This is a genomic window from Sphaerisporangium flaviroseum (assembly GCF_039537005.1).
Classification (GTDB): domain Bacteria; phylum Actinomycetota; class Actinomycetes; order Streptosporangiales; family Streptosporangiaceae; genus Sphaerisporangium; species Sphaerisporangium flaviroseum.
In genome coordinates this window covers 47,384-67,530 of record NZ_BAAAZR010000002.1, presented here as the reverse complement: position 1 = coordinate 67,530, position 20,147 = coordinate 47,384, and the positions used below count along the sequence as shown (strand labels likewise).

Sequence of the window (20,147 nt, the reverse complement as noted above, 5' to 3'; positions counted from 1 at the left end):
GCCCCTCCATCCGCGGACGGGACCGCGAGTTGGTCTTCTATGCCCCACTCTCTGCAGTCGTGCCGTAGAGATGCTGTTTGACCGTGGTGTCGTTCTCCAGAATGTGGTCGATGGTCTCCCAGTAGTCGGACACCCAGGGATGCCTCAGAGCTTCATCGCGGGTCAGTTTCCGTCCGTAGAAGGGCGTATCCGGAGCGGCCTCGGCACCGGTGACCAAGGAGCAGACGGGAGCGGGCTGGCCTTCGACCGGGCCCACGCGGCATCCGAAGGTGACACGATTAGCGCCGGGACGGCTGACGGGTTCATCGGGCTCCCAGGCGTCGTCAATGATGACGTCGATCCATGCTTCCCAGAAGGGCGCATGGACGATCGGCTCGTAACACCAAAGCCCCGCATTCGTGATCTTGGGTTCTAGGGTGCGGGGCTCCCCGAGGTCCTCGGCGTGGGTGTCGTCAGTCCATCCATCCTCTATAGCCGTCCGTATGTTGCGGCGATAGCGGGGAGCTCGAGGGGCTTGCCCCTCGATTGGGGGGTCGAAGGGGGGCCGGAGGCTCCCCCTGGGAAACACAGTCCGAGCCGAAGGCGAGGACCATGCTGCAGCTCTGCGCCGGGATGAAATCACCTGGTGGGCGCTACTGGGGTCGAACCAGTGACCCCTCGTTTGTAAGGAGCAATGATCGCCTAGGCGAGCCTGTGACGTGCGGCAGTGCCGCGCCCGTCCCGACCACGACGGACCATGCCGAGCGGAACCTAATAGCACGCTGATCATGGTGCTGACCAGAACATCTGCCACGCTGAACTGCACCCAGTGGTACGTACACAGGCACGTGCATGGCACGTAGATCAAATCGAATCCACTGCCCGCCCTGATTATCGCCCCCGCGCCACGTCAGCCGGTCCAGGTCACGTCATAGACGCGGATCACCTCGGCCCGATCATCGACATAGAAGGACGCCAATCCAAAGGTACCGAAGATCGCCTGACGGAACTCTGGCTCCGCGGGGCGCACACCCATGGTGTCCCATGGCCTCTCGCAAACATCCGCCATGCACTCGATCAGCGCGTCGAAGGCATGCTTGGGAAGGCCTTGCAGTTGAGCAAGAGCTGTCTTATGAAGCTCGACACGAAAGCTCAACGGGCCTGCCCGGTCCAACCTGGAATCTGCTCGACAGAGACGAACAAGCCCGGTTCTCCCCCGGCGGCCTCTGCGGCACGCTGCTGGAAGTCCGGTTGAGCGTACGCCGCAGCGCGAAGGTTCCACAGGTGCAGAACTTCCTGGAGCTGTCTGTAGCGCCACACCTCGTGCGCGGCATCGAGCGCACTGCGGTACTCGTGGACGAAGCGCTCACGCTGGTCAACTGGCAATCGACGCAGGATCTCCTCCGGGTCGAGCCAGTTGTGATCGAGGGGTTGAGCAGCGGTCACGGTCTCTCCCGACAGCTTCGATTCGTCTCAGACACAGTCTATGTAGGGACCCCAGGCCAGGATGCGCGTACGACCCGGTCACTGTGGTTGCGGGCCGTCGAGCCGAACGACATGCGGGGATATAAGCGAGTGGTCACCAGGTGACCGAGACCGCGGTACGCGACTGGGTCCGCCAGGCCGAGGTCGAGACCGGTCAGCGTGACGGGCTGACCAACAGCGAGCGTGAGGAACTGGCGGCGTTGCGGCGGGAGAACCGTCGGCTGCGCGAGGACGTCGACATCCTCAAGCGGCGACGGCCTTCTTCGTGCGGGAGACCCGGTGAGCGTGCACCCGTTCATCGAGGCGGAGAAGCAGAACGGTCACAACGTCAAGCGGGCGTGTGAGCTGCTGGAGGTCTCCCGTGCCGCCTTCTACGCCGGGCGCAGCGCCATGCCCGGCCCTCGCACCGTCCGCGACCTGGAACTACTCGAGCGCATCGGCGAGGTGCATCACGACTCGCGTGGCACCTACGGCGCTCCTCGCATCCACGCGGTCTTGCAGCGTGAGGGTGAGCGATGCGGACGCCGGCGGGTGGCCCGAGCCAACGCCGCTCTGAGGGCGGCGAATTTCCGGCGCGGGACACTAGCCTTTCTCCGGAGGGCACGAAGGTATAGCGTTGTGCATTCGTTCAGCACACATGTTCACACACCTAGGGAGAGCGCGCGCATGAATGCCGCCGACGTCACACCGGAGGCACAGGCCCGGTTCCCCCAGGAGCTGATGTATGCGGCGGCGTCGCAGTACTATCTCGAGGACGCGACGCAGGCCGACATCGCCAAGCGGCTAAGCGTGAGCAGGGCCACCGTGAGCCGGTTGCTGACGGAGGCGCGCAGGCACGGCATCGTCGAGATCAAGGTGCACAGGCCCGCGACGCTCGAGGCCGGCCCCCTGGCTGCCGAGGTGGCCGACGCTTTGGGACTCCAGCACGTCTATCTGGTGCCCAAGGTCGGCGGCCCTGCGCTGGGCCCGTGGCTGGCTCCCGGCCTGGCCAGGGCGCTGACCACTGTGGGGCTGAAGTCCGGCGACATCATCCTGGTGTCCTCCGGCAGCACGGTTTACGAGTGCGCGCGCGAGGGGCTGGGGCAGTTCCCAGGTGTCACGATCGCACCGGCTGTGGGCGGGCAGGAGGACCCGCAGCCCTGGTTCCAGACGAACGAGACCACGCGCCTTCTGGCCGAGCGGGTCGGGGGCGTGCCCAGCTACCTCTACGCGCCCGCCCAGCCAGGCCCTGAGCTGTTCTACTCTCTGCAGCACGAGCCGTCGGTGCGCAAGGTCATGGACCTGTGGGCGCACGCCAAGTGCGCGATCGTCGGCGTCGGCTCGCCGCCGCTGATGCGGCAGGTCGTGCCCGCCTTCGTACCCCGTCACGCCGATAGCCTGCGCCAGGCCGTGGGCGATGTGTGCTCGCGCTTCTACGACCGGGACGGCGAGCCCGTCGGCTTTCCGGGCAGCGAGCGGCTGGTGGCGACCAGCTTGGAGGAGCTGCGCCGTATCCCCGTCTCGATCGCGGTGGCGGTGGGCCCCGAGAAAGTCCTGTCGATCATCGCCGGGGCCAAGGGCGGCTACTTCAACCAGCTGGTCACCGACGCCCTGACGGCGGAGAGCCTGCTCGCGGCGGCCCGCTGACGACTTCTGGACAGCTGAACGGCAGGTCACACGCACCTATAGAGCGTGAACACTTTTGCTGGACAATTATTCCAGACCCGCGCTAGCGTAGCCGCACCACAGCACATCGCCGCCGGTTAGCGGCCCGTGCGTGGCCCTTGGGGGAATGCGATGCAATCAGCTCCGCGAGGACGTAGCGAGTGAGGAAAGAACCAGTGAACAGAGCTCAGATCCGGACCTCGGCGTTCGCCACAGTGGCGGTCATCGCAAGCGTGGCACTCACCGCCTGCGGCTCCGGCTCCACCGGCGGGGACGCTGGGTCCGGCGGTGGCACGGAGAGCGCCAAGGTGGCCTTCCTCATGCCCGACCTCGCGTCGACCAGGTACGAGCTGGCCGACAAGCCACTGTTCGAGGCCAAGATGAAGCAGCTCTGCCCAGGCTGCACGGTCATCTACCAGAACGCCGACTCCGACGCCGCCAAGCAGCAGCAGCAGGCCAACTCGGCACTGGCGCAGGGGGTCAAGGCCATCGTCATCGACCCCGTCGACTCCGCCGCCGCGGCCACCATCGTCAAGTCGGCGCAGGCGCAGAAGGTTCCGGTCATCGCCTACGACCGGCCGATCCCGGCCACGCCCGCCGACTACTACATCTCGTTCGACAACGAGAAGATCGGCACCATGATCGCCCAGTCCTTGGTCGATCACCTCAAGGAGGAGAAGGCCGAGGGCGGGATCCTGCAGGTCAACGGCTCCCCCACGGACGCCGCCGCCGGCCTGATCAAGAAGGGCATCCACAGCGCGGTCGACCCGAGCGGCTTCAAGCTGCTCGCCGAGTACGACACCCCCGACTGGCAGCCGGAGAAGGCTCAGACCTGGGTCAGCGGCCAGATCACCCAGTTCCGCGACCAGATCGTGGGCGTGGTGGCGGCCAACGACGGCACTGGCGGCGGCTCGATCGCCGCGTTCAAGGCGGCGGGCGTTAAGGTGCCGCCGGTGACGGGCAACGACGCGGAGCTCGCCGCTGCCCAGCGCATCATCGCGGGTGACCAGTACAACACGATCTCCAAGCCGATCAAGATCGTGGCCGAGGCATCGGCCGACGTGGCCTACCAGTTCATGCAGGGCAAGAAGCCCGCGGGCAAGACCACGCTCTACAACACACCGTCAGAGCTGTTCGTCCCCACGGTCGTGACCAAGGAGAACATCAACGAGGTGCTGTTCCAGAGCGGGATCATGAAGGCGTCCGAGGTGTGTACGGGCGAGTACACCAAGGGCTGCGCCGAGCTCGGCATCAAGTAGATCTCCAGGAGTCTCCTTGTCCCCCACCCAGCAAGCAGACAGCGTCCTGTCCCTGCGCGGGATCAGCAAGACCTTCGGTGCGGTCGCCGCACTCACCGACATCGACCTCGATGTGGCGGCAGGGCAGGTCGTGGCCGTCGTCGGGGACAACGGCGCCGGCAAGTCGACGCTGGTCAAGATCCTTTCGGGTGTGCACCCGCCGGACTCGGGCACGATCACCTTCGAGTCGAAGGTGGTCGACGTCCCGACTCCGGCGGCGGCTCACAAGCTCGGCATCGCCACCGTCTTCCAGGACCTCGCGCTGTGCGAGAACCTCAACGTGATCCAGAACCTGTTCCTGGGCCAGGAGGTTCGCCCGCTCCGGCTGAACGACGTGGCCATGGAGACGCGCTCTTGGGAGTTGCTCCGCCAGCTCTCGGCGAAGATCCCCAGCGTGCGCGTGCCGGTGGCGTCGCTCTCCGGCGGCCAGCGGCAGACCGTCGCCATCGCCAGGTCACTGCTCGGCGACCCGAAGGTCATCATCCTCGACGAGCCGACCGCCGCCCTGGGCGTCGCCCAGACGGCGGAGGTGCTCAACCTGGTCGAACGGCTCCGCGAGAACGGCCTGGGCGTCATCATGATCAGCCACAACATGGCGGACGTGAAGGCTGTGGCCGACACTGTGGCCGTGCTCAGGCTCGGCCGCAACAACGGGGTGTTCGATGTGGGCGGGGTCTCCACCGAGGACATCATCGCCGCCATCACCGGTGCCAGCGACAACGTGGTCTCCCAGCGCCGGGCACGCCGCAACGAAGGGCTCTCCTCGTGAACAGCACGGTCACCACCGATCGCCAGGACGAGCGGCTGCAGAGCCGTGAGGGGTTGCGCGGCGCGGTCGCCGACGTGGTCGAGCGGGCCCGCGGCGGCGACCTCGGCGTGATCCCCGTCGTGGTCGGCCTCATCGTGATCTGGACCGTGTTGCAGATCCTCAACCCGATCTTCCTGTCCAGCACCAATCTGGTGAACCTCACCATGGAGTCGGCAGCGGTCGGCATCATCGCGCTCGGCATCGTATGCGTGCTGCTGGTGGGGCAGATCGACCTGTCGGTGGGCTCGGTCAGCGGGCTGTCGGGAGCGGTGCTGGCGGTGCTGTTCGTCAGTGAGGGGCTGCCGGTCTGGCTGGCGATCCTGGCCGCGGTCATCATGGGCGCGGTGATCGGCTGGGTGTACGCACAGCTGTTCAACCGGTTCGGGGTGCCGAGTTTCGTCATCACGCTGGCCGGGTTGCTGGCCTTTCTGGGGCTGCAGTTGTACGTGCTGGGCACCAAGGGGTCGATCAACCTGCCGTTCGACTCCGGTCTGGTGAACTTCGCGCAGCTGGACTTCGTGCCGCCGTGGCTGTCGTACACGTTCGCGGTGATCGCGGCCGCCGGGCTGTTCGCCAGCGGCTACCTCCACGCGCAGGAACGCCGCAGGGCGGGACTGTCGGCCAGGACCCTGTCCATGCTGGTGGTCAGGAGCGTAGCGCTGTTGGTCGTGCTGACGTTCGTGGTCTGGTACCTCGGGCAGACGCGCGGCGTGGGCTGGATGTTCGTCTTCTTCGTCGCGCTGGTGCTGGTCATGCACTACCTGCTGTCCCGCACCAAGTGGGGCAGGGCCGTCTACGCCGTCGGCGGCAACGTGGAGGCGGCGCGGCGGGCGGGCATCAACGTCAAAGCTGTCTACACTTCGGTGTTCGTACTCTGCTCCACCTTCGCCACGGTGGGCGGTATCCTCGCCGCCGCCCGGTTGGCCGCGGCCAACCAGAGCAGCGGCGCGGGCGACGTCAACCTCAACGCCATCGCCGCGGCTGTGATCGGCGGGACGAGCCTGTTCGGCGGGCGTGGCACGGCGTTCGGCGCGCTGCTCGGCATCATCGTCATTCAGTCGATCTCCAGCGGCCTGACGCTGCTGAACCTCGACTCGTCCATCCGGTTCGTGGTGACGGGCGCCGTCCTGCTGCTCGCCGTGGTCGTCGACTCGGTCGCGCGCAAGTCGCGGACCTCTCACGGGAGGGCCTGATGGCGGTCATCTGCGTCGACGCCGGCACCACGGTGATCAAGGCGGTCGGCTACGACGAGGGTGGTGCGGAGGTCGCGGTCGCCAGACACGAGACCAGCGTGTCCCGGCCCGCGCCCGGCCGGGCCGAGCAGGACATGGAAGCGGTCTGGGACGCGGTCGTACACACGGTGCGGGACATCGTGTCCAGGATCGAAGGCGCGGTGGACTTCCTCGCGATCACCGCGCAGGGTGACGGCGTCTGGCTGGTCGACCGGTCAGGCGAGCCCACCGGGCCCGCGATCCTGTGGAACGACGGCCGGGCCACCGCCGCGGTGGACGCCTGGACCCGCTCCGGGGTGGCCGAGCGCGCCTTCCGGCTCAACGGCTCCTCCTCCGCCTCGGGACTGCCACACGCGATTCTCGCGTGGCTGAAGGAGCACGACCCCGAGCGGCTCGACCGCTCCGCCACCAGCCTGTCCTGCGGTGGATGGATCTTCTCCCGGATGACCGGCGTGATCGCCACAGACGAGTCCGACGCCTCGGCCCCGTTCATGGACCTCCGCGCCCGCGCCTACTCCCCCGAGCTCATGACCATGTTCGGCCTCGAATGGGCCTCGCGGTTGCTGCCCGAGCTGCGCGACGACTCGCGCCGCGTCGCCGAGCTGACCACGAAGGCCGCCGAGCTGTTCGGCCTGCCCGCCGGAACACCGGTCGTGATGGCGCCCTACGACATCACCTCGACCGCGATAGGCGCGGGCGCCGTGCAAACCGGCCAGGCGTGCACCATCCTCGGCACCACGCTCTGCACCGAGACCATCATCGACGAGCCCGACCTCGACGGCCACGCCGTGGGCATCACGATCGCGGTCCCCGGCGGCTACCTGCGGGCCTTCCCCACCTTCGCCGGAGTCGAGGTCCTCCACTGGGCCTGCCGCCTGCTCGGCCTGCCCCACCCCGCCGCGCTCGGCGAGCTGGCCGCGTCGGGCCCACCGGGCGCGGCCGGGCTGGCGTTCCTTCCCTACTTCTCACCGGCCGGAGAGCGCGCGCCCTTCTTGGACCCGCTCGCCAGGGGCACCTTCCTGGGCATGTCGTTCGACCACGGCCGCGAGCATGTCGCCCGCGCCGTGTTCGAGGGGCTCACGCTCGTCATCCAGGACTGCCTGGCCGCCTCCGGGCCTGCCCCCCGAGACCTGCGGGTGTGCGGCGGCGGCTCGGCGAGCGCCCTCTGGCTGCAGATGATCGCCGACGTCACCGGCCTGCCCGTGTCCCGCCCGAGCGACGCCGAGGTCGGCGCCAGAGGCGCCTTCCTCATGGGCCTGGTCGCGACGGGCGCCGCCTCCGGCATCGAGGCCGCGGCCACGCGGTTCGTACGGCTGCGCGACGCCGTACAGCCGGAGCCCGGTCCATACGCCACGATCTATCAGGACTTCCTCGCTCTGCGCGCGACCAGCGCCCAGTCCTGGCCGCTGCTCGCGCAGATGCGGAGCCGTACGTGAGCGTGTGGATCGGCATCGACCTGGGCACGCAGAGCGTGCGCGCGATGGCCGTCACCGGGAGCGGGCAGGTGCTCGGCGCGGCCGGCAGGGCACTGACCAGCCACCGCGACGGGCCCCGGCACGAGCAGGACCCCGAGCAGTGGTGGCGCCAGCTCGCCGCGGCCACCCGCGAGGCGCTCCGCGACGTGTCGCCCGGCCGCGTCAAGGGCATGGCCGTGGACGCGACATCTGGAACGGTCCTGCTCGCCGACCGCGACGGGCGGCCGCTCACGCCCGGGCTGATGTACGACGACAGGCGGGCCGCGAGCGAGGTCGACCGGGTCAACTCGGTCGGCGCGCACGTGTGGGAGCAGCTCGGCTACCGGCGCATGCAGGCCAACTGGGCGCTGCCCAAGCTGCTGTGGCTGCTGCGTGATGCTCCGGCGGGGGCGCGGCTGGCGCACCAAAGCGACTTCGTCAACCGCCGCCTGGTGGGACGGGAGGTCGCGACCGACCTGAGCAACGCGTTGAAGACGGGCGTGCACCTGATCGACGAGTCCTGGCCATCCGAGGTCCTCGACGCATTGAGGGTTCCCGCCACCGTGCTACCTGAGGTGGTACGGCCCGGCAGCCTGCTCGGCGAGGTCTGTGCCGAGGCCGCCGAGGCCACCGGCATCCCCCCGGGCACGCCGGTGATCGCCGGGACCACGGACGGGTGCGCGGCGCAGCTGGGCGCGGGCGCTCTGGACGTCGGCAGCTGGAACTCCGTGATGGGCACCACGCTCGTGCTCAAGGGCGTCACCCGGGAGCTCATCCACGACCCGCTGGGCGTCGTGTACTCGCATCGGGCTCCGGACGGCTCGTGGCTGCCGGGAGGCGCGTCGAGCACAGGCGCGGGGGTGCTGGCGCGCGAGCTCGCCGGCCGCGACCTCGACGCGCTCAGCGAGCAGGCCGCCGACCGCTTCGGGCCCGGCCACCACGGGCAGGCCGGCTGCTCCGGGCCTGGACTCGCCGCCACCACGTACCCGCTGGTCTCGCCGGGCGAGCGGTTTCCGTTCAACGCTCCGCGGGCGGAGGGCTTCACGCTCGGTCACGTCGCGGACGACGTCGATCGCTACGCCGCGATCCTGCGTGGCGCGGCGTACATCGAACGGCTCTGCTTCGACTACCTCGACCTGCTCGGCGCCCCGGTGGACGGCGAGGTCATCCTGACCGGCGGGGCGACCAAGAGCACCTACTGGAACCAGGTCAGGGCCGACGTCCTCGGGCGGCCCGTGACCTTGCGCGAGAACGCCGAACCCGCGCTCGGCATGGCCGTACTCGCCGCGGGGCACGCCGCGACGGAGGAGATGGTCCGCACGCGCGAGATCGTCCAGCCGGGCGGGACCGTCCTGCAAGAGCACTACCTGCGCTTCGTCGACGAACTGGAAAGCCGCGGCTGGCTCCCTTCGCCCGCCGCCGCCCACGCCCGCGAGAGGACCGCGTGATGACTCAGCTAGTGCTGGTGCGCCACGGCGAGACCGTCTGGCACGCCGAGAACCGTTACGCCGGGCTCAGCGACATCGAGCTGACCCCGCGCGGGCACGCCCAGGCCGCGCAGCTCGCCACGTGGTCCGCCTCCGCCGGGCTGTCCGCCGTCTGGGCGTCCACGCTGAGCCGGGCCAGGATCACCGCCTCGGCCAGCGCTCGCGAGGCGGACGTCGAGCTGCGGGTGGACGACCGCCTGCGCGAACTCGACTTCGGCCAAGGCGACGGGCTGACCTCCTGCGAGATGCACGAACGCTTCCCCGAGGCCCGCGCGGCCTTCGAAGCCGACCCCGCCGCCCACCCGTTGCCCGGAGGAGAGGACCCGCACCAGGCCGCCACCCGTTTCGTCACCGCCCTGCACGACATCTCCACCGCCCATCCCGATGGGCGGGTGCTGGTGGTCGCCCACACGACCGCCATCAGGCTCGCCCTGTGCCGGCTCATCGGGGTGCCGCTCGGCTCGTACCGGCGGCTCTTCCCGCGCCTGGACAACTGCGCCGTCACCGAGCTCCGGCTCCGGGACGGGCAGGTCGCGATCCTGCAGTTGAACTCCCCGATTGGAGCAGTTCGTTGACCACCCGAATCCTCGCCGCCGGCGACCACTTCGTCGAGAACCGCCTGCTCGTCGACGCGCTCAGGCGCGAGGTTCCCGGTGACGTCGACATCCGCGAGCTCACGCTGCCATGGCCGACGGTGCCGTTCGGCCGGGTGGGCGAGGTCGACGAGGCGTCCGACGTGGAAGCGGAGCTGATCGAGGCGCTGAAGGGTGTCGAGATCTGCGTCACCCAGATGGCCCCGCTGACGCGGCGCGTCCTGGACGCCTGCCCCGACCTGAAGCTCTTCTGCGTCAGCCGCGGCGGCCCGGTCAACGCCAACCTGGAGGCGGCCACCAAGGCTGGGGTCGCCGTCACCTTCGCGCCGGGCCGCAACGCGGTCGCCACCGCCGAACACACGCTGGCCATGCTCCTCGCCGCCACCCGCCGCATCCCGCAGACCCACGCCGACCTGGCCGGGGGTGTGTGGCGGGGCGACTACTACATGTACGACAAGGTCGGCCCCGAGCTCGAAGGCAGCACGGTCGGCCTGGTGGGCTACGGGGCGATCGGCAGGCGAGTGGCCCGCATGCTCGAGGGCTTCGGCGCCGAAGTGCTCGTCTTCGACCCCTACGTCGACATCCCCGGCCAGGTAGGGCTCGATGAACTGCTGGCCCGCTCCCGCTTCCTCTCCCTTCACGCCCGGGCCACCCCCGAGACCACCCGCATGATCGGCGCCGCCCAGATCGCCCTGATGCCTGCCGGATCGGTGCTGGTCAACTGCGCGAGGGGCTCGTTGCTGGACTACGACGCCTTGTGCGCCGCCTTGGATTCCGGCCACCTGTTCGGCGCTGCCCTGGACGTCTTCCCCGAGGAGCCCATCCCTGCCGGGTCCCGCCTGCTCACGACGCCCAACCTGGTGATGACTCCGCACCTGGCCGGGGCCAGCAAGGAGACGGCAGTCAAGGCGGCGGGGATCGTCGCGGCGGACGTGGCCCGCTACGTCCGAGGCGAACCCCTCGCCCACTGCGCCAACCCCGCCCTCGCCACGCCCTGACCCTCGGGCTTCCGCTCTCCCCTTCACCCATCTCGGGACACCGCCCACCTGGCCGTCGCACGCACCGCCCTCCACCACACTGGGGTACCGGTAGCCGTCGGCGAGGTGCCTGCCTGTGATGGTCCGCGTCTACTACGGCGGGCCCGGGTACCGTAGAACCCGGCACCCGGGTTCGACCAGTCGCCTGGTGCGCTGAGCTCCGCGAAAGCCTGTTGGCCCGGGCCGGGGAACTGCTCGCTCATCGGCGATCCGAGCCAGCTGACGATGGTGCGCACCCACTGCAGCCCCTGGTCGCCGAGCTCCTTGGGGATGCCGAACAGGCCGAGGAAGACCTCCATCGGGTACCGCTTTGCTGGTGCGCGCTACTGGGTTCGAACCAGCGACCCCTCGCTTGTAAGGAGCCAAGATCCCCTCACCACTCCCCCGACCTGCTGCGCGGCGCGCCCGGCTGGCCACGACCGACCGTTCTCGGGGCTGGCTAATGGCACGGTGATCATGGTCATGACCTGCTCCTTGATCACGCCGAATGGCACGCAGTAGCACGCGCTCAGGCACGCGGATGGCACGCACACCTTCGGGTGGACAACCCCGTGCGAACTCCCCCACCTGATCACCCCGTCTGCCTCGACCCACCGCGAAGCGGCAGCAGGCCGGCGACGGAGCCACAAGCCCGTCTTCGCGTGTACGTCCACCGGTCCCTGTTCCTCGATCATGGGACGCCAACGATCACAGACGGGCTTGTGCCGGAGGAGCCGGCCTGCTGGGCTCGCCTGGGTCGCGGCAGCCGGGGTGATCAGTCCCCACCTCAGCCACCTACGGCCCTGCGGTCACCGCAGGAGACCACCCCGGAGCCGAGGCCCCCGCCGGAGGCGCTTTGTAGTCAGAACCCCGGCTACAAATGGCGGCTACAGGAACCTGGTGTTACCACGGTCCGTTCTCTCAACATGGGGAAGGTCGAAGACCGTGTACATGGCTTCGTCGATCGACACGGCTGGCTTGTCTTCCCGCTAGGCGGGCTGATGATGAGTGTGGCTCCCCTGATCCTGTTGGAACAGGCGTTTGATGAACCGTGGCTTTGGCCGCGGGTCATGGTAGGTGCCGGCATCGGTACGAGTGTCGTCGCTGTTCCCGCTGCCTTGGCCTTGGTCCAGAAGATACGCCGGACGGCGTTGGGCGTGCTCGCCCTGGTGGTTGCAGCCGCGATATTGACTACCGGCGCAATGAAGCGGTTCAACGGCAGACACGAGCCCATTCCTTTGGGAAAGGTTGGACAAGCCGAACTCGCAGGCTTGTTGGCTGCGATCGTCGCCTTGGGCGTTGTGGCTGTGCTGGCCATGGGAGCCCATGGCGTGGTCGGCCAGGCACGCGGTCGGCGACACCGTGGTCGGGTGGAGGAACTTGCCCCGAATACGTATACAGCGACGTGCGCGTGTGGCTGGCGAGGAAAGTCCAGACAGGACACCTCGGCAGCTTTTGTCGATGCGGGCAACCATGCGAACAAGGTAGACATCACGATACGGAAACAGGACTTCTTCTCTTGACCAGAGCGGCACCTATTCAGCGTCAGGCGGCGGCGCGCCTTAGTTCGCCTGCGCGATAAATGCCTTTTGATAGCTCTGCGTCACTCACTGTTTCAGCACTATCGTGCACTAATCTGTTTCGAAGGTGTCGGAGTTCCTTAAAATCAGACTGCTCTAGCTGCAGGTCATCGAAGAGATTAAAATAACGCTCGTCGGCAAGGGCGTGAGTGCGTCCGAGGTCGCGAAGTCGTACAGGTTCCTGCGAGCCGGATGATGACGGCGGCCGATGATCGGATCATCCCGCGCAACCCGTGCCGGATCAAAGGCGCGGACGAAGAGAAGCCGGACGAACGGCCGGTGCTGACGGTCGCCCAAGTGTTCCAGCTCGCTGATCTCGTGCCCGAACGCCTCCGCGCTCTCGTCCTGCTGGCCACGTTCGCGAGCCTGCGATGGGGTGAGGCGGCGGCACTCCGGCGGATGGATCTGGACCTGAACTCGGGCACGGTGAGCGTTCGGCAACAGCATGTGGAGCTGGACACGGGTGAGCTGCTCGTCGGTCCTCCCAAGTCGCGGGCCGGCGTGCGTACCGTCGCGATTCCCTCGGGGATCACTCCGGTGCTTGAGCATCACCTGGCCTCGTACACCGGTCCGGAAGACGACGCGCTGATCTTCACAGGTTCTCGGGGCGGCATCCTGCGGTGGAGCACTTTCCGGCGAGCGGCCAACTGGGCGGGGGCCACGCGCAAGATCGGGGTCCCCGGGCTGCACTTCCATGATCTTCGGCATACCGGCAACACGCTCGCGACCGGGTCGGGGGCGAGCCTTCGGGACCTCATGGAGCGGATGGGGGCACGACAGCGTGCCGACTGCGATGATCTATCAGCACAATACGGCGGAGGCGGACCGGAAGATCGCCGATGCGATGGACGGCAAGATCGCGAATGTGATTCCGCCAAGGCGAGTGCTCACCGAGCAAGATCAGCGATGAGTGCTAGTGGCACGTTAATGGCACGAGCCCCGTTTTCCGAGGTGGGAGACGGGGCTGTTTCCGCTGGTGGGCGCTACTGGGTTCGAACCAGTGACCCCTCGCTTGTAAGGCGATCCGAGCGGGGGCACGATCAGGGTCGATACCGGCCCTGACCTGGGCGTACGGTCCATGACCGTCCACCGGCGTCCGCCCCCGTACGGGTTCGTTGTCACCCGGATGGTCACCCAGAACTCGCGCTCTCTGCGCGTCCTGCCGTCAGCGCCGATTTCGGTGACTGCCACAGCACCTCGGCAGCAAGCGGGATTCCTGCCCGCCGGGTGACCGGTGTCCGTCGATCAGGCTGCGTGCGGCCCGAACCACACCGAGCCCAGATCATGACCGGGGGTAAGAGGAACGTCGACGTTCGGCACCGCGGCCAAATGCCACAGCAAGGCGATCGGCGAATGAGCCGTCGTCAAACGCGCTGATCACCCCGGCAGGGTGTCGTGAACGGCTTCGCATGGGCTGAGCAGGGTGGCGAGCTGATCTCGGCACAGCCGGCGATATTCCGCAGAGCCAGGGGCGACGCCTAGAACGCTCTGCACCATCTGCGGCATGGCGACCGGGGCGAAGGCAGCCATGTGCGCGAGCAGCACGATGAACTCGGCACTGACCGAGTCGGTGAGCTCGCCCGCGCGCTGACGATCACGGATGCGGCGCACACCCTCTTCGATTCGCTGCCCCTGTGCGTGATTGGACTCCTCGGCACCTTGGCCGGGATCGTCGCCGAGGGCCTGCCACACGACCAGGCGCGCCCAGTCCAGGTGATCGAGAGTCACGTCGAGATATGCCTGTAGCGACTCGGCGAAGGTGGCTTCCGGAGGCACCAGTGTCTCCTGGCGGGTGGACCAGCGCCGTCTGAGTTCATCGAGCAGGCCTTGCTTCCCGCCGAAGTAGTAGGCGATCAATTGCTGATTGACACCGGCCCGGGCCGCGATGCCCGCGGTCCGGGCGCCGGAGTAGCCCTTGGCCCCGAACTCGACTATGGCCGCGTCGAGGATCTTCTGCCGTGTTCGCTCGGCCATCCGGTCGCGCTCTCCCGGAGTGCGGTGCCGACGAGGCGCGCGTGGCTGTTCGTTGACTCCTTCTTGCGCGGTCACCGCCCCAGTACAGCAGTTAATCATTTGATTGACAACTATCAATCAAATGATTGATACTTCCTCGACTACCTGGACTACACGAAGGGGCAAGACATGGCGAGGATCGTGGTGTTCGCCGAGTACGGCGAACCGGAGGTGCTGCAGGTGGTCGAAACGGACGACCCGCACCCTGCGGAAGGGGAGATCCGAGTCCGGGTGAAGGCAGCCGGCGTACAGCCGTTCGACGCCGGCTACCGACGTGGCGCTTTCGCCCGGTACAACCCCGCCGTGTTTCCCGCGCGCCTTGGAAACGAGGTGGCGGGTGTCGTCGACATGGTCGGGGCCGGTGTCACCGAGTTCACCGCAGGCGAGCCGATCATCGCCTTCGTCGACGCTGTCGGCTACGCCGACACCGTCGTGGCACCGGCGACCAACGCCGTGCGCAAGCCGTCCGCCATGCCGTGGCCGGAGGCCGGAGTCCTGTCGGCCAGCGGGCAGACGGCCGACACCGCGCTCGACGCACTGAACGTCACCGCCGGCGACCGCCTGCTGATACACGCGGCGGCCGGTGGCGTCGGCTCGTTCGCGACACAGCTCGCGATCGCACGCGGGGCTACCGTGATCGGCACTGCGAGTCAGCGCAATCACGCCTACCTGGAGAGCCTCGGCGCCCTGCCGGTGACGTACGGACCGGGACTCGCCGATCGGGTCCGGCAGCTGGCGCCGGAGGGCATCACCGCGGCGCTGGACTGCGTCGGCGGCGAGGCCAACGACGTCTCTGTGCGGCTGCTCGGCACGGCCGAGCGCGCCATCACCCTGGTCGACTGGCAGGCCGAACAACGACTTGGGGTACGCAGGGTCGGGACCGACCGCTCAGCCGCCCGGCTCGCCGGTCTTGTCGCTCGCTATGAGAAAGGCGACCTGACAGTGCCGATATGGAAGCGATTCAACCTGGAGGAAGCGCCCCTTGCTCATCGCGAGATCGAGACCGGTCATGCCCGCGGAAAAATCGTGCTGGTGACGACGTGAGCCGAATCGACACCACCGTCTTCACCGAAGGTGAGATCACCTACCTTTCCGCCCAGCGGCTCGGCCGTCTGGCCACGATCGCGCCGGATGACGGCCCGCAGGTCAATCCGGTGTCCTGCTACTACAATCCGGTGACCAACACGATCGACATCGGCGGTCACAACATGGCCGCTAGCCGTAAGTACCGCAACGTGCGGGCGAGGCCACGGGCCGCCGTCGTCGTCGATGACATGTCGGGCGGCATGGACAGCATCCGATGCCTGGAGATCCGCGGCACCGCGGAAGCCATCGACGCCCCCTCCGACAGCGCCGCCCGTACGTTCGGCGCGATCATCCGTATCTACCCGCGACGCGTCATCAGCTGGGGCATCGACCCGCCACACCAAGCCCGCGGCGCCCGATCCATCCCGCGGGGTTGAGGTCAAGCGAATCAACGGAGCGGTCCGCGAACCTTACGTCGGACAAGCGGCGGCGGCCCATCGACGCCCCCCACGTACTCCCTAAAGAAGGCAGGCAACCACCGCGCGACGAAGCCCTGACATCCGGGTCATCCAGGAGGGAGCGAGGGCGATGGACGGCATCTTCCCGCTGTCAGAAGAGGCGTAGTCACTCAGTTAGTCACTCACGCCCCGTTTCCTTGATCGGAAGCGGGGTGTTTTGGCTGGTGGGCGCTACTGGGTTCGAACCAGTGACCCCTCGCTTGTAAGGAGCCATGACCGCCTCGCCAGTCCCCCGACCTGCGGCGCGCCAAGCGTCGCCGGCCACGAGCGACCTTCCCCGGCGCGAGCTAATGGCACGCTAATGGCACGGTGATCATGGTGATGACCTGGGTTGAGCTCACGCTGGGTGGCACGAAGTGGCACGCGCTTAGGCATGCCCATGGCACGTACATCGTTATGGCGTCGGCGCACGTACCCAATCCGCATTAGCAGCTCGGCCCTTGCCCGTCCCAGGACGTTTCAAGATGGACAAATGCATCGCTCCGGTCTCCCTGGAACGGCATCGCGCGGGACCGGACTGCAACTAGACACTGCAACCACCGAGGGATCACTGGATGCGGCCGCGCACGGCTCCAGCATCCGATCATCCTGTCCGCCTCGACCCGCACGCCCGGGTTCTATGATCAACGACATGCCAGAGCAACACGAATCCCGACATAAGGATTAAGAGTCGCATAAGCCGCAAACTGGCCACTGTGCCACAAAGGCACGTCAACGCATCCAGTCAGATGTCCAGCTTGCCTCAATCTTCACTTACGCCCAACCTTTCCCCCTGACATCGCCTTTATCACTACGACGGCATCTAACGGACGCCGTCGCCACAGAGCAGTGACCGACGCCACGCGGGTGCACTCCAGAGCGAAGGCGCCCAGATGCCGCATTAGCTCCAAATATCCGATTTGTGATGTTCTGTCCCGGAAGGGGTTGCAAGCGTAGGCTCATTCGCAAGATTGAGCATGAACATACATCTAATACCGTTTAGCCAAATCCGGCGAGCGGCGACTCTATACGGAATGTTCGTGACACAACCATCAAAGGGTCAATCCTCGGCCGCGAGAGAAATCCGGGAACCGGGAATGCTCGCGGATTCACATACGCCATCGACTTCTTCAATCGATGCCACCCCGAAGGGCGGAACAGCGCATTGGCTCCACAGTTACGACGCATTTTACGAATACATGTACCCTAGAATTCGGGTAGCCATGTTCGCCAAATGCCGCGACTGGGGACGGGCAGAAGACGTGGCTCAGACGTCCATGATCATATGCGAGAGAAAGTGGGCCATAGTCCATAGGCATCCTAAGCCTGACCTGTATGCCCACAAGGTTGCGAATCGGATCATGCTACGGATTCTGCAATCACCGGACATAACCCAGGAAGAATCTCTGACGAATGTCGAGGAAAACGTCCTTCAAGCTCATACGATCCTCACTAAGGCCGGCGCCGACGAGGCCGTAATAAGAAGAATCGTCATAGAGGGCGCTATCCGATCACTACCATCACGCCAAGCAGAAGTTGCTGTGCTGCGCTTCATCAACGACTGCAGCGAAAAAGAGATATCCAGCATCCTGGGCATCTCGATCGGTACGGTCAAGTCCACGGTCTTCACCACACGCGAGAAGCTTAAATCTTTGCTCGAGCCCATAATGACCGAGAGAGGCGATGCTGAGTGAACGATCGTATTCTCGATTCAGTCAACGATCGCTTACATGAGATAGCTGGTCGCCTTGCGTCCGGCGATTCACGCCCAGCGAACTATGAGCAAGGCATCGATAGCGACTACAAGAAGGTGCTCTCCACACTGATCCATTTGGTCGATGAAGAAGACCTATCTCAAGACGTCCTTCTTATACATAAGCAGGCAACGGCCACTCTACCTATATTCGATGAGGCAGACGTGGATGCCGCGATCGATTCCGCCGTAGCAGATCTCGAAAAGAAAGGCGGCCGCCACAGGCGCGAATCGAGAGTAGTCCAGGAACAGAGGAAACTGATCGAATCTCTCACCCAGTTAGGCATCGAGCAGCAGGATTTGGTCATCGTAGCGCGATGCCTCGGGGCAACGGATATCGCCCTTGACTTTTGGAAAAGTCCAGCCGCGCCTGAACCGATGATTATTGATGCGCTATGCGAGGAAGAGTCGATGTCTAGTGCTGAGGAATCCGTGGAGAGCGAGAAAAGCGCCAATAGCATCCGTTTCAAAGCCGGTCAGCACTCTCGCGGTCGCCGCCACTGTACCGGGTCTTGAGTTGACACGCGTAAGAGGAAATTCCATCACTAACGATCAGGGGGTCTGTTCCATGTCACCGGGAGAGATGAATATCAAGTGGCGAACTCTGGCAATAGGAAGTATATTGCTGAATCTCGGAACCATTGCCACCATTGCGGCTATAGCGGCAGCGAAGGACGCCGATACACTCAACACTCTAGCATTGGCGCTTGCCGTCATCGCTTTTGTATGTCAATTGATAATCTACGGTATCCAAACCTGGCAGCACGACGGCCAATCGCAGCAAGAGAACCGCTTGACATTGGAAAAGCTGGCTGAAGCATGCACACAGATCGACGCCGCATGTAAAGTGATCCAAGCCCAGCATACGAAATTCTTGTTATTGAAGCACAGTTCGTCGCAGGAATTGAGAAGCGAGACCGGGCTGTACAGCGTGTCAGCGTCAGAAACCCTCGACTAGTCTAGTACTCCAGTTGCAGTTGGTAATCGCGCCGCTTGAGTGGGCATGGGTGCGGCTAGCGCGTGATCATCGAATGTTGTGTGGACAATCAAAGATCCCGCGGTGGCCGCGAGCCACAGGCGGCGCCATCATCAAGACCAAGCTCACCGGCCCATTACCGGCGAAGATCACGACCATGATCTCAAAATTCTACAGGGGCCGTAGGCTTATGACCACGGGAAGATCGCGCTCGGTTAAGATCAGATATCTCTGCCTTCAGATAGATTTCTTGGGTCAACCAAAATCTTTGCCAGAAGCTCGCGAACAATAATCTCTGCCTGTCGTAAGTTATCACGTAATTCCAGAGGTCGCTCACCCTCGTGTACCAGTTTACTCCGAATATTGTAGAGTTCCTGAACTTCACGAGCTCGATCAGATCCGAGGTATCGAGTAACGGTGCGCCTAATTCCGGCACCGAGAGAAATTTGTTTGAGGAAGTTTAGGCGACCTCGAAACGATTGGGCCTCACCAACTTCCAGATGCCGAATCTCTTCGAGCCAGCCGTCAATAAGTTGCATAGCATCAGGGGAAACCGGGCCCCGCTCCTTGAGCACTTCAAGAACTCCGATAAGAGTGATGAACTGCGCCTCGTAAGAAGTTTCAAAGAAGCTGTCAATGTAGAGCGTGCATGCCAGCGCAATTCGTTGATCCGAAAGCGCTTGAGCGACAGCTTTTGAGGTTGCGCCAAGTTGGATGCCCTGCATTAGCTTGGGTAGCGCGAAGGACATTTGATACTCAATCGGCCCCGGTTTTAGTATGATGCGTTCAAGACTTCTAGACTGTGGGCATGCAAATGGTTGTTCCTTCCGGCTTGGTAGAGCTGAATTGTCATCCAGAATCATCAAGTCATCTTCAATCCTTATTCCGCAAGGAACATTTATACTCGCGATAAGCATGCCTCGCTTGAGGGTCAAAAACGCATGGCGGACTGCATCTTCGGATGGCAGATTACAAACGATAATCTCGCCGAGCGGGAAAGAGCCTGGCCGTATGGTGACGCCATATCCGGCGACCGTTTTGCTCAATTCTTCGGTGAAGCGTAATTGGGGTGCTGTGAACGGGACCAAGAGTCGCCACTGCATATCAGGAGTCATTTCCTCGCTGCCTAGTGAATGTGCATCGTACCGCCTTCCCGTCATCGGACGCTGATATATAGCATTGGTGTGGCTCGGTGGGCTGGGGCTGAGGAACGAAGTCCCGGACCTTCGATCGCCCCCATCCCCGTATGGCGGCCGGCCAGAGCATGGCGATCGTCGTGCTGCATCTGCGTGGTGGCGCGTCCTTG

21 protein-coding genes and 1 pseudogene are annotated in these 20,147 nt (G+C 65.4%); 17 read left to right on the top strand and 5 right to left on the bottom strand.

What is annotated here, in order from left to right:
* Positions 1-37: 37 nt before the first annotated feature.
* The 3 genes from ABD810_RS06625 to ABD810_RS06615 all read right to left on the bottom strand — a co-directional run bounded on the left by ABD810_RS06625 (position 38) and on the right by ABD810_RS06615 (position 1,425).
* Positions 38-256 (bottom strand): hypothetical protein, encoded by a 219-nt coding sequence (locus ABD810_RS06625; RefSeq protein WP_344935603.1) that lies wholly within the window; start codon positions 254-256, stop codon positions 38-40.
* 633 nt (positions 257-889) lie between these two features.
* Entirely contained in the window at positions 890-1,135 is a 246-nt protein-coding gene (locus ABD810_RS06620) for a hypothetical protein (protein ID WP_344935601.1), read from the bottom strand.
* The gene (locus tag ABD810_RS06615; RefSeq protein WP_344935598.1) at positions 1,132-1,425 is read right to left on the bottom strand and encodes a DUF6247 family protein; all 294 of its coding nucleotides are present in this window, start codon (positions 1,423-1,425) and stop codon (positions 1,132-1,134) included. Before ABD810_RS06615 ends, ABD810_RS06620 begins: the two co-directional genes overlap by 4 nt.
* Positions 1,426-1,565: 140 nt before the next feature.
* On the opposite strand from ABD810_RS06615, the gene ABD810_RS06610 reads away from it, so the two are divergent.
* The 12 genes and pseudogenes from ABD810_RS06610 to ABD810_RS06560 all read left to right on the top strand — a co-directional run bounded on the left by ABD810_RS06610 (position 1,566) and on the right by ABD810_RS06560 (position 13,638).
* On the top strand, positions 1,566-1,808 hold the full coding sequence (locus ABD810_RS06610) for a hypothetical protein (RefSeq protein WP_344935595.1): 243 nt from the start codon (positions 1,566-1,568) through the stop codon (positions 1,806-1,808).
* Between the two features lie 46 nt (positions 1,809-1,854).
* Positions 1,855-1,992, top strand: a pseudogene (locus ABD810_RS40965) (IS3 family transposase); the annotation flags it as partial.
* Between the two features lie 138 nt (positions 1,993-2,130).
* Entirely contained in the window at positions 2,131-3,090 is a 960-nt protein-coding gene (locus ABD810_RS06605; RefSeq protein ID WP_344935593.1) for a sugar-binding transcriptional regulator, read from the top strand.
* A gap of 194 nt (positions 3,091-3,284) precedes the next feature.
* Positions 3,285-4,367 carry an ABC transporter substrate-binding protein gene (locus ABD810_RS06600; protein ID WP_344935591.1) on the top strand — a complete coding sequence of 361 codons (1,083 nt, stop codon included), beginning with the start codon at positions 3,285-3,287 and terminating at the stop codon, positions 4,365-4,367.
* Between the two features lie 16 nt (positions 4,368-4,383).
* The gene (locus tag ABD810_RS06595) at positions 4,384-5,175 is read left to right on the top strand and encodes an ATP-binding cassette domain-containing protein (protein WP_344935589.1); all 792 of its coding nucleotides are present in this window, start codon (positions 4,384-4,386) and stop codon (positions 5,173-5,175) included.
* Positions 5,172-6,407, top strand: coding sequence for a sugar ABC transporter permease (locus ABD810_RS06590; RefSeq protein ID WP_344935586.1), 1,236 nt, complete (start codon positions 5,172-5,174; stop codon positions 6,405-6,407). The genes ABD810_RS06595 and ABD810_RS06590 overlap by 4 nt, the downstream gene beginning before the upstream one ends.
* Positions 6,407-7,882, top strand: coding sequence for an FGGY family carbohydrate kinase (locus tag ABD810_RS06585; protein WP_344935583.1), 1,476 nt, complete (start codon positions 6,407-6,409; stop codon positions 7,880-7,882). The genes ABD810_RS06590 and ABD810_RS06585 overlap by 1 nt, the downstream gene beginning before the upstream one ends.
* Entirely contained in the window at positions 7,879-9,348 is a 1,470-nt protein-coding gene (locus ABD810_RS06580) for an FGGY-family carbohydrate kinase (RefSeq protein ID WP_344935581.1), read from the top strand. The genes ABD810_RS06585 and ABD810_RS06580 overlap by 4 nt, the downstream gene beginning before the upstream one ends.
* Positions 9,348-9,962, top strand: coding sequence for a histidine phosphatase family protein (locus tag ABD810_RS06575; RefSeq protein WP_344935579.1), 615 nt, complete (start codon positions 9,348-9,350; stop codon positions 9,960-9,962). Before ABD810_RS06580 ends, ABD810_RS06575 begins: the two co-directional genes overlap by 1 nt.
* Positions 9,959-10,978 (top strand): 2-hydroxyacid dehydrogenase, encoded by a 1,020-nt coding sequence (locus tag ABD810_RS06570; protein WP_344935577.1) that lies wholly within the window; start codon positions 9,959-9,961, stop codon positions 10,976-10,978. Before ABD810_RS06575 ends, ABD810_RS06570 begins: the two co-directional genes overlap by 4 nt.
* Before the next feature lie 944 nt (positions 10,979-11,922).
* Positions 11,923-12,519 carry a hypothetical protein gene (locus ABD810_RS06565; protein WP_344935574.1) on the top strand — a complete coding sequence of 199 codons (597 nt, stop codon included), beginning with the start codon at positions 11,923-11,925 and terminating at the stop codon, positions 12,517-12,519.
* A 249-nt stretch (positions 12,520-12,768) separates the two neighbouring features.
* On the top strand, positions 12,769-13,638 hold the full coding sequence (locus ABD810_RS06560; protein ID WP_344935572.1) for a site-specific integrase: 870 nt from the start codon (positions 12,769-12,771) through the stop codon (positions 13,636-13,638).
* 315 nt (positions 13,639-13,953) lie between these two features.
* Here the strand turns inward: ABD810_RS06560 and ABD810_RS06555 are convergent, their stop codons facing one another.
* The gene (locus ABD810_RS06555) at positions 13,954-14,550 is read right to left on the bottom strand and encodes a TetR/AcrR family transcriptional regulator (protein ID WP_344935569.1); all 597 of its coding nucleotides are present in this window, start codon (positions 14,548-14,550) and stop codon (positions 13,954-13,956) included.
* A 180-nt stretch (positions 14,551-14,730) separates the two neighbouring features.
* On the opposite strand from ABD810_RS06555, the gene ABD810_RS06550 reads away from it, so the two are divergent.
* From ABD810_RS06550 to ABD810_RS06530, 5 genes are all read left to right on the top strand, one after another.
* Positions 14,731-15,633 (top strand): NADP-dependent oxidoreductase, encoded by a 903-nt coding sequence (locus ABD810_RS06550; protein ID WP_344935567.1) that lies wholly within the window; start codon positions 14,731-14,733, stop codon positions 15,631-15,633.
* Positions 15,630-16,052 carry a PPOX class F420-dependent oxidoreductase gene (locus tag ABD810_RS06545; protein WP_344935565.1) on the top strand — a complete coding sequence of 141 codons (423 nt, stop codon included), beginning with the start codon at positions 15,630-15,632 and terminating at the stop codon, positions 16,050-16,052. The genes ABD810_RS06550 and ABD810_RS06545 overlap by 4 nt, the downstream gene beginning before the upstream one ends.
* A 1,037-nt stretch (positions 16,053-17,089) precedes the next feature.
* Positions 17,090-17,806: an RNA polymerase sigma factor gene (locus ABD810_RS06540; protein WP_344935563.1), complete on the top strand. Its 717-nt coding sequence runs from the start codon at positions 17,090-17,092 to the stop codon at positions 17,804-17,806.
* On the top strand, positions 17,803-18,381 hold the full coding sequence (locus ABD810_RS06535; RefSeq protein ID WP_344935561.1) for a hypothetical protein: 579 nt from the start codon (positions 17,803-17,805) through the stop codon (positions 18,379-18,381). The genes ABD810_RS06540 and ABD810_RS06535 overlap by 4 nt, the downstream gene beginning before the upstream one ends.
* A gap of 106 nt (positions 18,382-18,487) precedes the next feature.
* Positions 18,488-18,823, top strand: coding sequence for a hypothetical protein (locus tag ABD810_RS06530; protein WP_344935559.1), 336 nt, complete (start codon positions 18,488-18,490; stop codon positions 18,821-18,823).
* 239 nt (positions 18,824-19,062) lie between these two features.
* Here the strand turns inward: ABD810_RS06530 and ABD810_RS06525 are convergent, their stop codons facing one another.
* Positions 19,063-19,956: a hypothetical protein gene (locus ABD810_RS06525; RefSeq protein ID WP_344935557.1), complete on the bottom strand. Its 894-nt coding sequence runs from the start codon at positions 19,954-19,956 to the stop codon at positions 19,063-19,065.
* Positions 19,957-20,147 lie beyond the last annotated feature (191 nt).